This is a genomic window from Desulfosceptrum tomskiensis, assembly GCF_049818055.1.
In the GTDB taxonomy this organism is placed as follows: Bacteria; Bacillota; Desulfotomaculia; order Desulfotomaculales; family JASEER01; genus JBFLVT01.
The window spans coordinates 1,284,806-1,297,655 of sequence record NZ_CP187479.1 but is presented as its reverse complement, the minus strand read 5'-3'; the positions used below and the strand labels follow the sequence as shown (position 1 = coordinate 1,297,655).

The 12,850-nt window shown below is 56.9% G+C and carries 14 protein-coding genes; 12 read left to right on the top strand and 2 right to left on the bottom strand.

The features are described 5' to 3' along the window. Positions 1-161: 161 nt before the first annotated feature. The 12 genes from acsB to ACPV0M_RS06585 all read left to right on the top strand — a co-directional run bounded on the left by acsB (position 162) and on the right by ACPV0M_RS06585 (position 11,902). Positions 162-2,348 carry an acetyl-CoA decarbonylase/synthase complex subunit alpha/beta gene (acsB, locus tag ACPV0M_RS06640; protein WP_425619895.1) on the top strand — a complete coding sequence of 729 codons (2,187 nt, stop codon included), beginning with the start codon at positions 162-164 and terminating at the stop codon, positions 2,346-2,348. A 20-nt stretch (positions 2,349-2,368) separates the two neighbouring features. After that, positions 2,369-3,712, top strand: coding sequence for an acetyl-CoA decarbonylase/synthase complex subunit gamma (gene acsC / locus ACPV0M_RS06635; protein WP_425619894.1), 1,344 nt, complete (start codon positions 2,369-2,371; stop codon positions 3,710-3,712). Positions 3,713-3,864: 152 nt separating this feature from the next. Then, positions 3,865-4,665 (top strand): AAA family ATPase, encoded by an 801-nt coding sequence (locus tag ACPV0M_RS06630; protein WP_425619893.1) that lies wholly within the window; start codon positions 3,865-3,867, stop codon positions 4,663-4,665. Further along, complete coding sequence (locus tag ACPV0M_RS06625) at positions 4,655-5,611, top strand: acetyl-CoA decarbonylase/synthase complex subunit delta (RefSeq protein WP_425619892.1); 957 nt, start codon at positions 4,655-4,657, stop codon at positions 5,609-5,611. Before ACPV0M_RS06630 ends, ACPV0M_RS06625 begins: the two co-directional genes overlap by 11 nt. Continuing rightward, positions 5,608-6,420 (top strand): dihydropteroate synthase, encoded by an 813-nt coding sequence (locus tag ACPV0M_RS06620; protein ID WP_425619891.1) that lies wholly within the window; start codon positions 5,608-5,610, stop codon positions 6,418-6,420. Before ACPV0M_RS06625 ends, ACPV0M_RS06620 begins: the two co-directional genes overlap by 4 nt. A gap of 13 nt (positions 6,421-6,433) precedes the next feature. Beyond that, positions 6,434-6,847: a hydrogenase iron-sulfur subunit gene (locus tag ACPV0M_RS06615; RefSeq protein ID WP_425619890.1), complete on the top strand. Its 414-nt coding sequence runs from the start codon at positions 6,434-6,436 to the stop codon at positions 6,845-6,847. Positions 6,848-6,992: 145 nt separating this feature from the next. After that, on the top strand, positions 6,993-7,553 hold the full coding sequence (locus tag ACPV0M_RS06610) for a methylenetetrahydrofolate reductase C-terminal domain-containing protein (RefSeq protein WP_425619889.1): 561 nt from the start codon (positions 6,993-6,995) through the stop codon (positions 7,551-7,553). After that, positions 7,526-8,476, top strand: a complete 951-nt coding sequence (locus ACPV0M_RS06605) for a methylenetetrahydrofolate reductase (RefSeq protein ID WP_425619888.1) — start codon at positions 7,526-7,528, stop codon at positions 8,474-8,476. The genes ACPV0M_RS06610 and ACPV0M_RS06605 overlap by 28 nt, the downstream gene beginning before the upstream one ends. Positions 8,477-8,507: 31 nt before the next feature. Continuing rightward, a complete protein-coding gene (locus tag ACPV0M_RS06600) occupies positions 8,508-10,184 on the top strand; it encodes a formate--tetrahydrofolate ligase (protein WP_425619887.1) in 1,677 nt (558 codons plus the stop codon). Between the two features lie 54 nt (positions 10,185-10,238). Further along, entirely contained in the window at positions 10,239-11,009 is a 771-nt protein-coding gene (locus ACPV0M_RS06595) for a LytR/AlgR family response regulator transcription factor (protein WP_425619886.1), read from the top strand. A 92-nt stretch (positions 11,010-11,101) separates the two neighbouring features. Then, positions 11,102-11,596 (top strand): ATP-binding protein, encoded by a 495-nt coding sequence (locus tag ACPV0M_RS06590; RefSeq protein ID WP_425619885.1) that lies wholly within the window; start codon positions 11,102-11,104, stop codon positions 11,594-11,596. A 6-nt stretch (positions 11,597-11,602) separates the two neighbouring features. Next, positions 11,603-11,902, top strand: a complete 300-nt coding sequence (locus ACPV0M_RS06585; RefSeq protein ID WP_425619884.1) for a heavy metal-binding domain-containing protein — start codon at positions 11,603-11,605, stop codon at positions 11,900-11,902. A gap of 85 nt (positions 11,903-11,987) precedes the next feature. Here the strand turns inward: ACPV0M_RS06585 and ACPV0M_RS06580 are convergent, their stop codons facing one another. After that, positions 11,988-12,425, bottom strand: coding sequence for a 4Fe-4S binding protein (locus ACPV0M_RS06580; RefSeq protein WP_425619883.1), 438 nt, complete (start codon positions 12,423-12,425; stop codon positions 11,988-11,990). A gap of 31 nt (positions 12,426-12,456) precedes the next feature. Next, a complete protein-coding gene (locus tag ACPV0M_RS06575; RefSeq protein ID WP_425619882.1) occupies positions 12,457-12,816 on the bottom strand; it encodes a 4Fe-4S dicluster domain-containing protein in 360 nt (119 codons plus the stop codon). Between the last annotated feature and the right edge of the window lie 34 nt (positions 12,817-12,850).

Below are 12,850 nucleotides of genomic sequence, written 5' to 3'. Positions count from 1 at the left end.
GTCGTAGGCGGGATGGTTTTTGCTCCCCCAATGGGCGTAACTGTATTTCAGCTTGTGGGACCGGCGATTAACGGCTAAGTTATTGGTCCTTATACGCATTAAGGGTATGCTCACACCAATAATTGTTACCTTCTAGCAATTTATCTACCATCGAAAGGGGGATGAACTTGTCCAGGATAATTGCCACGGCAGCTATTCGGGGGGCACACAGTATCGTACGTCGGGCCGAAGAAAAGCTGAAAAGCGCCATGGAGATCCTGGGTGCGACTCACCCCGTGGAACTGCCCAATACCGGGTACTATCTTCCGGTTATCTATGGCATTACCGGGCGGAAGGTGACCCGCCTTTCCGATATGGAGCCGATCCTGGCCCTGGCGAACGAACTTCTTCCTCCATTGCCGGCGGAGACCCGTTGGACCCCTTACCTTGGTCCTGTTCTTGATGCCGGGATGGCCACACTGTTTGCGGAGGAAATCATTGAGGCCCTTAGGTATGCAACCGGGCCTTCCCCGGCCGGGGGCATCTGGCTGGGGGCAGCCGACGACGTAATCCTGAGGGAGCGCGGGATTGAGTTCGTGGACGGACGGGCGCCGGGGTTTGCCGCCGTGGTGGGGTCCGCTCCGGATACTCCTACAGCGGTAAAACTGGCCCGCGAAATGCAGCAGAAGAACCTTTACGTTTTTATGGCGGGGCAAGCCAACGGGACCAGTTTTGCAGAGCAGCTGGCTGCTGCCGACGTTCAACTCGGTTGGCCGACACGCCTGGTTCCCTTCGGCGAGGAAGTTTACGCGCATATTTACTCTCTCGGATTCGCCACGCGGGTGGCCCTGTCCTTTGGCGGCGTAACGCCGGGCGACTACCGCCGGGTGCTTCTTTACAACAAGAACCGCGTCTTTGCCTTTGTGTTGGCCCTAGGCCCGGTGACCGATGAATGGTATGCCACTGCGGCGGGTGCACTGAATTTTGGGTTTCCGGTTATTGCCGATACTGACATCCCGGAGATCCTGCCTTACGGCATCTGCACCTATGAGCATGTAGTGGCCCGTGTCCCGCACGAGCAGATTGTAGCCCGGGCGGTGGAGGTACGGGGACTCAAGGTGCCGGCAGCTGATGTAGAAGTGCCCGTGGCTTTTGGGCCGGCTTTTGAGGGCGAAATCATTCGCCGGAATGCTACCTTTGTTGAGATCGGCGCCGGCCGATCTACGGCTTTTGAACTGCTTGTGACACGGCCGATGGGCGAAGTGGAGGACGATCGAGTGCGGGTGATTGGACCCGATCTTGATCAGCTGAATGAGGGCGATACGCTCCCCTTGGGGCTGGTCATTGAAGTGGCCGGGCGAAAGATGAAAGAGGAGTTCGAACCGGTTCTCGAGAGACGTCTGCATTATTTCGTCAACTACCTGGAGGGCGTAGTGCACATCGGGCAACGTGACATAGTAAGGATCCGGGTGTCCAAGAAGGCGTTTGCCGCCGGCCTGCGCCTGCACCATATCGGGGCGGTGGTAGTCAACAGGGTCAAGGCCGAGTTCGGCTCGCTCGTCGACAAAGTGCAAGTCACGCTCTACACGGACCCTGAGGATGCGCTGGCAGAGCAGGAAAAAGCCCGGGCCGTCTACCGGCGTCGCGATGAGCGCCTCGGTTCGCTAACCGATGAGGCGGTCGACGTCTTTTACACCTGCAGTCTTTGTCAATCCTTCGCTCCGTCCCATATCTGCATAGTAACGCCTGAGCGTTTGGGGCTCTGCGGGGCGGTGAACTGGCTCGACGCCCGGGCGTCCTATGAACTCAAGCAAGCCGGGCCCAACCAGCCTGTCGTAATTGGAACGTGCATCGACGGGGTCCGGGGGCAGTACACCGGTGTCAACGCAGCAATGCAGCGTTTCACCCAGGGTAAGATCACGTCCTTGAGCCTTTATTCGATGATGGAGGACCCGATGACCTCGTGCGGGTGCTTTGAAGCAATCGCCGCCGTTCTGCCGGAGGCCAACGGGATTTTTATCGTTAACCGCGAGTACGCGGGGGATACGCCCCTCGGGATGCGGTTTTCCACCTTGGCCGGAATGGTTGGAGGCGGAGAGCAGACTCCCGGTTTTATGGGACTGGCAAGGGCATATATCTTGAGCCGCAGGTTCATTCAGGCCGATGGCGGCTTGGCACGGGTGGTTTGGATGCCGCACCAGCTTAAAGAGTACCTGAAAACGGGCCTCATCCGCCGGGGGGCAGAAATCGGCGTTCCTGATCTGATTGATCGCATCGCCGATGAAACGGTGGGCACTGCAGTGGATGGTATTCTGTCCTTCCTGGAAAAGACAGAACATCCCGCCTTAAGTATGGAACCAATTATGTAGACGCTAAGGAGGTGCGCACGGTGGCGTTGACCGGACTCCAAATTTTTAAACTACTACCGAAAACAAACTGCCGAGAATGCGGGTTTGCAACGTGTATGGCCTTTGCGATGGCTCTCGCGGCTGGCAAGGTTTCCCTGGATGCCTGCCCACACGCATCGGATGATGCCCGTGCGACTCTGGGCGCAGCGGCTGAGCCTCCGGTTCGCTTGGTGGCGGTTGGCCAAGGGGAGTATGCCGTCGAACTGGGAGGCGAAGTTGTTCTCTTCCGCCATGAGAAGACTTTTTACCATCCAACGGCGCTGGCTATCGAGGTGCGGGATGATTTGCCCGAGGCCGAATTGAAGGAACGGTTGAGCCGCATTCAGACCCTTTCATTCGAGCGGGTGGGGATCACCATGCGCGTTAACTTGGTTGCAGTTCGCCATGCCCATCCGGATCCAGCGTTTTTCATCAAAACGGTTGAACTGGTCCAGGCGCACAGCCCGCTGCCGATAGCGTTGGTTACTCAGGATCCTGCAGTGATACGCGCAGCACTTGCGATTGCAGGTTCCAGGCGCCCTCTTCTCTGGGGGGCGACCGAAACGAATTGGCAGGAGATGACGGCTCTGGCCAAGGAGTATGGCTGTCCGCTGGTCGTGGCGGCAGGGGATTTGGCGGGTCTGGCCTCGCTCACCGAGCAAGTGACCAGCAGCGGCCATAAAGATATTGTATTGCACGTCCCCGCGGCAGGCGCAGGAGATGCCTTGCGCACGGCAACAGCGATAAGACGGATGGCCATTAAAAAACGGTTTCGCCCTTTTGGTTTTCCCATTCTTGCCTCGTTTGGCGATGGCCGGGACGCATACCTGGTCGCCTTGGCGGCCGCAACCTGCATCGCCAAGTACGCGAGCCTGGTTGTCCTGGATACTGTTGATCCGGCAGTCGTCCTGCCGTTATTGACTCTCCGCCAGGACATCTATACCGATCCGCAAAAGCCGATCCAGGTTCAGGCAACCTGCTACTCTATCGGCAATCCGGGCCCCAATGCCCCGGTCCTAGTAACCACAAACTTTTCACTTACCTATTTCTCTGTGGTTAACGAGATTGAAGCGAGCAGGGTGGGCACCTACCTTGTAACGGTCGACACTGACGGCACCTCTGTGCTTACTGCATGGGCCTCGGGCAAGTTTGGCCCAGAACAGATAGCCGAGGCGATGGAAAGGACGGGTGTTGGGGAAAAAGTTAAACACAGGCAGGTAGTCATTCCGGGCTATGTGGCCATGTTAAGCGGACGCTTAGAAGAGCTTTCAGGCTGGAATGTGCGGGTGGGTCCGCGCGAGGCCGCGGCGCTGCCGGGCTTTCTGCGATCCTATGTTACAAACTAAACGGTGTTTTTATTAGTTTGAAATTTCAGAATTGACTTAATAATGGATGGAAACTTTCAGAAAGTCCATATCAGCATTAGCTAAGAAGATAGCACTGTGTCAGAGGGGTTATTAGCGGGCCGCAGGCTAAATTTTGGAGGGAGCGTGATGAGGTGGGATTTAGAATCGCGGTAGCGGGCAAAGGTGGATCAGGCAAGACGACGGTTGCCACGCTCGTCATTCGTTACCTTATCTCTCGCGGCCTGGGGCCGGTCCTGGCAGTAGATGCCGATCCGAACGCCAACCTTGGTGAAGCACTGGGGATAGCTCCATGTGCGGACCTAATGGAAACCCTGCGTGAAATCACCGATTCGTCTCTGGGATCGGGAGGGGTTGATAAGGTTTCCTACCTGGACTCTCGCTTACGGGAGGCATTGATGGATGCCGACAGCGGCGAAGTAGACCTTATCGCCATGGGGCGCCCGGAAGGTCCCGGCTGCTACTGTTATGCCAATGCTGTGCTGCGCGGGGTCATGGGAAAGCTGGACAGGAATTATAACTACACCGTTTTGGATAATGAGGCCGGTCTTGAACACTTGAGCCGCCGAACCACCGATCTTGTTGACCTGCTTATTGTTGTAAGCGATAACAGCGTACGGGGGGTGCGTTCCGCCGGCCGGGTGGCGCGAGTGGCCGCGGAACTCGGGCTGCAAGTCAAGCGCCAATGCCTCCTTGTGTGTAAGGCCCAGGGCAAACTCAGTGCGGGCTTACGCCAGGAAATCGCCGCCACCAGCCTTGATTATGCCGGGGTATTGCCGTATGACGCTCTTGTTGCCGAGTATGACGCAGGCGGCAAACCGCTCTTTAATATTCCCGCAAATGCACCGGTGGTTCGCATGTTCGAACCTGTAATGGATGAATTACTTCAGCTAAGCACGGATTTACAGAAGGAGGGGAACCGCCGTGTCCTTTGAGCTTTACCGCGAAAGTTTTCCATTTAGGATCAGTGAGGTAGAAATTGGCGCCAGCGCTTCAGGCAACGGGCAGCAGCGGTCCCTTCGGGTGGGCGGTGCATCCACCTTACCGTTTTTAAGCTTTGATGGGGCGCCTGGGCATCTTCCGGTGGTAGGCATGGAGGTATGGGATGTAGTCCCGGAACCCTGGCCCGTACCTTTAGAAAACGTTTTCGGTCCGGTAGCAAGCGATCCGGTAGGCTGGGCACGTCACTGCGTCGAGGAATGGGGAGCGGAATTCATTTGCCTGCGGCTGCGCGGCGCTGACCCCGAACTCGGCGACGCTTCTCCAGAAGCCTGCGCCACACTGGCACGGGATGTCCTGGATGCGACAGGCGTACCGCTCGTTGTGTTCGGGTGCGGCAACGACGCCAAGGACAATGTTGTAATGCAGAAGGTCAGCGAAAGCTGCGCCGGCCGGCGGTGCCTGATCGGACCCGTCACCAGCGACAACTACCGTACAATCGCCGCAGCCGCCATGGTCAACGGACATCTGGTTATTGCCCAGAGTCCGGTAGACGTCAACATGCAAAAACAAATCTGCGTTTTGCTCAATGATTTGGGACTACCGCAAACACAGATTGTTATGGATCCAACCACCGGGGGCCTGGGTTACGGCCTCGAATACACCTATTCCGTGATGGAACGGGTACGCCTGGCAGCGCTCCAGGGAGAATCAAGCCTTGCGTCACCAATGATTGTCTTTTGCGGTTTTGAAGCTTGGCGGGCCAAAGAGGCTAAGACCGGGCCGGCCGACGGAGTTGTGCAGGGTGCGCTTTGGGAGGCACTGACGGCCGGAACCCTTCTCCAAGCCGGGGCGGATATGCTGGTAATGCTTCATCCTGAAGCAACCCGTGCGGTAAGGGAGCACATTAAGGCATTAGCAGGGGGAGAGATGGCTATATGATTTTGATCGGGGAACGTATCAACGGGCTTTTCCGCGACGTGGCCCAGGCTATTCAGACGAAGAATCCCGAACCGATTCAGCGGCTTGCTCTAGCCCAGACCGAAGCTGGTGCGGCTTACCTTGATATAAACACCGGACCGGCGGTAGCTGACCCGGCGGCTGTAATGCCCTGGTTGGTAAAAACAGTGGAAGAGGTCGTAGATACCCCCCTGTGCATAGATGCGGCCAAGCTTCCGGCGATCGAGGCCGGGCTCAAGGCGGTAACCAAGAGTCGTCCTATTATCAATTCAACAATAGCCGAGCGCGAACAGCTCGAAAAATACCTTGCCATGGCCAAGGACTACGGGGCGTACCTGATCGCCCTGACCATGAACCGGCGGGGAGTGTCAAGAGACGCGGCCGACCGCCTGGCGATGGCGATGGAAATTGTCGTAACGGCTGACGAACAGGGTTTTCCCATACAGGATCTCTTTATCGATCCACTGGTGCTTCCCGTCAACGTTTGTCAGGAAAACATCGTCGAAGTGCTCGAGACCTTGCGGCAGGTACGGACTCTGGCTGATCCGCCCCCGCGGACGGTGGTCGGATTAAGCAACGTCTCGCAAGGTTGTCCTCACCGCTCACTGCTTAACCGGACTTTTGCAAGCATGGCCATGGCCGCCGGGCTTGACGCTGCCATTGCCGACGTGCTCGACGGGGAGCTTAGGGAAACGGTGGCCGCCGGGCGCGTCCTCCTTAACAAGGAGATATACAGCGACGCCTTTCTCGGGAGTACGAGCAGGACTTCCCCTAAGCAAACCTTAAGGTGAGGGGGTTGACGCGATGAGTTTTGAGCCAAAGATTCTCGCCTTTTGCTGTCACCACTGCGCCTACGGCGCGGCGGACCTGAGCGGCGCACTCCGCCTTCAGTACCCGGTTAATGTCCAGATTATCAGGGTGCCCTGTTCGGGCCGCATCAGCGAAGAGCACGTCTTGAACGCCTTCGTCAATGGTGCGGATGGGGTTTGCGTAGCCGGCTGCCTTAAGGGCAACTGCCATTACCAGACCGGAAACCTGCGCGTGGAAAAAAGGGTCGACATTCTGAAAAACCGCTTGTCGGACATCGGTATCGAGTCCGAACGGCTGCACATGTTTCACGTTTCGGCGGCCATGGGGGCACCGTTTGCCCGCTTTATAGAGGAACTGGTGGAGACCATCCGTAGTCTTGGCCCGACATTCGGCGGTCAGGAGCGGTAGGGAGGGGAACAGCTTGATTCTCGCACGTCCTAAGACCGTATCGTCAATCCTGCCCCTGGTTTGGGGAATGAAGTCGCTGGTGGTGGCAGGGTGCCAGGAGTGTGTGACGGTATGTCAGGCGGGGGGCAGAAAAGAGGTTTCTTGTGTGGCGCAGCTCCTTGAGATCGCCGGGAAGAAGAGGGGCTTTCTGTTTACGATCGCTCAGGTTACCGTTTTCAGGCAGTGTGACAACGAGTACCTCGCGCCGCTGGATGCTTTACTTAAAAAGGCGGATGCGTGTATCTCCCTGGGTTGCGGGGTTGGCGTGCAATTTATCGCGGAAAGACACCCGGCGGTGATGGTCATTCCCGGGGTTGACACCGTCGGCGGAGGGGGTACGGTGATCCCCGGGGTATGGGAGGAACGCTGCGCCATGTGCGGAGAGTGTATCCTCGCGGAGACCGCCGCGATTTGCCCCATGACCCGTTGTGCCAAGGGGCTCTTGAACGGCCCGTGCGGCGGGTCGGTCGACGGCAGGTGTGAAGCCGGCCCTGACCTGCCCTGCGCCTGGGAGATGATTTACCAGCGGCTGAGGAAACAGGGGCGTCTCGAAAGTCTGACGAGGATAAGACCGCCGAAGAACTGGGCTCATTCCGGTTCGGGAGCGATGCGCAAGGTCATTAGGGAGGAAGTAATGCCATGTCTATCGGTCCAGCCGCTAAAGTGATTGAGGCCCGTACCGGGAGCAGGCTGGAGAAGGTCCTCAGGGCGGGTCACTTTGCGGTGACTGCCGAGATCGGGCCGCCCAAGGGTGCCGACGGGCGCAGGATCCAAGATCTAGCTTTTTTGCTCAGGGACTGTTCCGACGCGCAGAATCTAACCGACAACCAGACGGCGGTCGTGCGTCTTTGCAGCCTTGCGGCCGCGGTACATGTTTTACACAGCGGTGGAGAACCGGTGCTGCAGATGACCACGCGTGACCGCAACAGGATTGCCTTGCAGTCCGACCTCCTCGGAGCGGCAAGCCTCGGCGTTCGTAACGTGCTGTGCCTCAGCGGTGACCACCAGCGCTTTGGCAACCACCCGGAGGCTAAAGGTGTCTTTGATCTGGATTCCGTGCAGTTGACCGCGACGGTGAGACGAATGCGAGAAGAACGGCTGTTCATGTGCGGCGAAGAAATAAAGGTTCCCCCGCGGGTTTTCGTGGGGGCCGTGGAAAACCCCTTCGCCGGTCCTGTTGAGCTTCGGGTGCTCCGCCTGGGCAAAAAGGTTATGGCTGGTGCGGAATTCATCCAAACGCAGGTCGTTTATGATGTTGAAGGCTTTGCGCGTTGGATGGCGGCTGTACGCGCTGCGGGATGGCACAAGAAGACCTTCATCCTGGCCGGGGTTACCCCGCCGAGGTCGGCCGGCGCTTTACGTTATATGAGCCGGATCCCGGGGATGAGAGTGCCGGAAGAATTGATCCGTCGTATGGAAAAGGCGTCCAACAAACCCCGGGAAGGCCAACGCATCGCTTTGGAGATCATTGATCAAGTCCGCGCCATAGCAGGAGTCAGCGGTATACACATTATGGCTATTAACTGGGAAGAAGCCGTACCGGAAATCGTTAGCATGGCAGGGCTTTATCCCCGGCCACGACCGAATTGATCCTAGTTTTTGCAGTCAGGGGGAAGAGAGCATGTTACCCGATATCGAAATTGCCCGCAACGCTAAGTTAAGGCCTATAGTGGATGTGGCTGCCGGTCTTGGTCTTAGCATGGACGACATCGAGCTATACGGCAAGTATAAGGCCAAGGTAAGTATGGATGTTTGCCGACGAGTGAAAAATTCCCCGCGCGGAAAGTTGATCTTTACAACGGCCATTACCCCAACGCCTGCCGGAGAGGGGAAGACGTGCACTGCGGTCGGTCTTACCCAGGCTCTGGGGCGTTTGGGCAAGAAGGTCATGCTTTGCCTTAGGGAACCGTCGCTGGGCCCCACCTTTGGCGTTAAGGGTGGAGCGGCCGGCGGGGGGTATTCGCAGGTCGTTCCCATGGAAGACATTAACCTGCATTTTACCGGTGACCTTCACGCCATCTCTGCAGCGCACAATCTTCTGGCGGCGGTGATAGACAACCACCTTTATAACGGCAACGAGCTGCAGATTGATTCGAGAAGGGTCGTCTGGCCGCGTGTAGTGGATATGAACGACCGCGCGTTAAGGAATATCGTGTGCGGTCTGGGCGGAAAAACTGATGGTGTGCCGCGGGAGGCCCGTTTTGACATTACCGTGGCCTCGGAAATCATGGCGTTGATGTGCCTGGCGGAAGGGTTGGATGATTTCAAGGAGCGCGTGGGCAGAATCCTGGTCGCCTATACCCAGAGCGGAACACCCGTGTTTGCAAGGGATCTGAAAGTGGCTGGGGCATTGACGGTCCTGATGAAGGACGCCTTGAAGCCCAACCTCGTGCAGACCATTGAAGGCCAGCCGGCTTTTGTTCACGGCGGTCCGTTTGCGAACATCGCGCACGGCAATAACTCTATCATCGCGACTCATACGGCGCTTGGGCTGGCGGACTATGTGGTCACTGAAGGGGGCTTCGGCTCCGATCTTGGCGCCGAGAAATTCTTTGATATTGTATGTCCCTATGCCGGTTTTAAACCTGACGTGGTAACCCTTGTGGCTACCGTCCGGGCCCTGAAGCTGCACGGCGGAGTGGCGCTGGCCGATGTCGGGCACCCCAATCCCGAAGCGGTCAGGCGCGGGCTGCCTAATCTTGATTGGCACGTGCACAATATCAAAAATAATTTCGGCCTGCCGGTGGTAGTAGCTATCAACAGATTCCCCACCGACGATCAGTCCGAGTTGGATCTTATCGAAAAGCATTGCGAGGAGGCGGGGGTTCCCGCAGCGGTTTCCGAAGTTGTTGCCCGCGGCGGGGCCGGGGGGGAAGAACTGGCGACAAAGGTACTGGAGATCCTCGAGCGCAATGAGGCTTCTTCCTACAAGCAACTCTACGATTGGGACCTGCCCATTCAACAGAAGATTGAAGCCGTTGCGCGCAAGGTCTACGGGGCCGACGGCGTCATCTACACCGATCTGGCAGAACGACAGATCGAGGACCTTGTCCGTCTCGGATTGGATCGTTTGCCAATTTGCATCGCCAAAACGCAAAACTCGATTTCCGATAACCCCAGACTTTTGGGCCGACCCATGGGTTGGAATCTGACGGTGCGTGAATTGCGGCCCGCAACCGGGGCGGGGTTCCTGGTGGTATTGGCGGGGAAGATTATGACGATGCCTGGCCTGCCGAAAATTCCGGCGGCGGAAAAGGTCGATATTGACGCGCTTGGTAACGTAGTGGGGCTCTTCTAGAGTTTCTTGTGATTCTTGTGATTTAGGATAAATTGAGGGAAGGAGGTGAGGGTGGTGCGGATAAGGGCGCTTATTGTCGATGACGAGTATCCTGCGAGAATGGAGTTGCGCTACCTGCTCTCTAAGTACGAGAGTATCGAAGTAATCGGTGAAGCGACCAACAGTATCGATGCCTGGCAATTGATCAGCGCGGTTGAGTACGACGTGGTGTTTCTTGATATTGAACTACCGGGCATCAGCGGAATGGAACTGGCGGCCAGACTGAAGCAACTGCCTAACGCGCCACGGGTGGTGTTTGTTACGGCATTTCAAGAACACGCTTGCGAGGCGTTTGGCCTGAGGGCTATAGACTATCTTCTTAAGCCCATTAGCGAGGGGCGGTTGCGGGACACTATTGCCCGGATTCAAGATGTGCTTGAAAACGAATCCTGCGCGTTGAAATGGTTAACCGGCGAGCGGAATGGGGTGGCGGTACCGGTTGCTGTTGAAGATATCATTTACGCTTATGCCGCTAACAACCGTACCTTTCTCCGCACCCGTACCGACAGGGTACGCGTAAGGTATACCCTGGAGCAGTTGGAACAACGCTTACCCAGCGACCTTTTCTTCCGCTCACACCGCGCATACCTGATCAACATTGATCAGATTAAGGAAATTCGGCCAGACGTTAACGGTGCTTACTCTTTAGTGATGAACGACGTTATTAACAGCGTGGTTTCTGTTAGCCGGGGCCGCGTTCAGAGCCTCAAGAAGCGCCTGGGGCTGAGGGGACGCCTTCGCACAAAAGGTAGCGCATATTCACGCAAGAAACAAGTAAAGGTGTAGGTGACATGAGTACGGGATGTATCGTAACCGAATGTGCTGGACGCTTACGCAAATTAGCCGACGAACGTACGTGCGGTCAAGGTCGGCAGGTAATGCCCTTCTGCCTGCCCTGTACTCTGGCGCTGGAGCCGGTCGCGGATGTTGTTGAACGCATTGCCAAGGGCTGTGCGACCGAAGCCGATCAAGATTTCCTAAGGCAATCTTATACTCAGGTGCCGATGATTGCTCGCTGCCGCTTTGGTCGCAACACGTGGGATGGCGTAGCGAACTTGCTGGAAGAAGCTTGGGATGTTGTCAGTGAACATATCAAAGGAAAGCATTGTCCGTCAGGGCTTTGTTGCACTCCGTCAACCTTCCGGATTGACCCGGATAAATGTGTAATGTGCGACCTTTGCGCTGAAGTCTGCCCGGAAGACGCCATTGTCGGGCGTCCCTTTGTCGAATACCGAACCGATAATAGCCCCTACAAGATACTCGTCCACAGGTGCACCGGTTGCGGCCAATGCGTTCCGGTGTGCCCGGAAACCGCGATTGTCAAGGTTGTCGAAAAGCGCATTGAACAAAACGACCGTGAGGACGTGGGGTAAAAAAATATGCTTTTAACGACAACGCCAGGTGTTCCTGGAAAAACACTTCAACTTCTGGGTATCGTGGGGGCGCAGGAGTATTGCCAACTGGATGCAACGGATGACCCCGCTGCTGATCCTATCCGGGTGCTGGAAAAAGGCAGGGAAAGTGTTTTGGAAATGTTGGCGGAAAAGGCCCGGGACCTGGGGGGAGACACCGCAGTAGGCATCAGCTTGAGCATCTGTCCCATGCATAACGGTAATTGCAACGGGATCCTTATCATGGCTACGGGAACCGCCGCGAAATTCCTTGGCCCGTGGCGATAGTCTTTCCTTAAGGTTGCGATGAACATAAACGGGGCTGTGGCTTTTAGCCACAGCCCCGTAATCTTAGTTGTGATGTCGGAAGGTTTTAGAAACATGCCAGGGACAAAGAACGTGCGGCTCTTAAACGCCTGCAGGCGGTACAATTGTTCAAAAAAGTATCCGGCACCAAGGTTGCCAGGTGGGCGATTTCAAGCGCCGAGGCGTAGTGGTGGCCGCAACACGAACATTTCTGCAGGGGGAAGCTGGTTTCCTTAACGGCCTTAAACGGCCTTAATTCATCTTCAGGGGGAGCGATGGTAATAGCTCCCGTGGGACAGTAACGGGTACACCGCCCGCACCCCATGCAGGCTTCGGGGACAAAACGCCAGATGACCCTGGCTTTCTCCAAATCCGGTCTCATAGCCAGAGCGCCCGCCCGGCATGCCGCAGCGCAGGCGCCGCAGGCGATACAGAGGGTTTGGCGGAAAACTGGCTGAGGCCGGGCCTGAAGACGGTTGACAACGGGGGAATTTCCTGCTGCCATTTGGGCATCCTCCTATCTTGCTTGTGGTCGCCTAAGACCCGATCAAACTTGCGTAGGCCTGGCGTCGCTGCAGGTTTAAGAGGCGGATGTCTTCCTCATTTACCAGTGTTAGAGCTTTTGTCGGGCAGACTTTTACGCAGGCCGGACCCTCGGGCCGGAAGTAACACAGGTCGCATTTCACAGCAACCTTCCTCATTTTCTTTTCATCCTGTTCACTAAGAATGAGGGGGAGAAGGACCGAGGTTGCCAGAACTACGCCTGTGGCAGCCGCCTGGCGGACGGCCTGGATTTCGATGCAACCGATGGGACAGGCCAGGATGCAGATCCCGCAGCCCACGCATTTCTTCTCGTTCAGTACAACGGCCGCGCCCTGCACTTCAATGGCATACACCGGGCAGACCTCCATACAGGGAGCCTGATCGCAC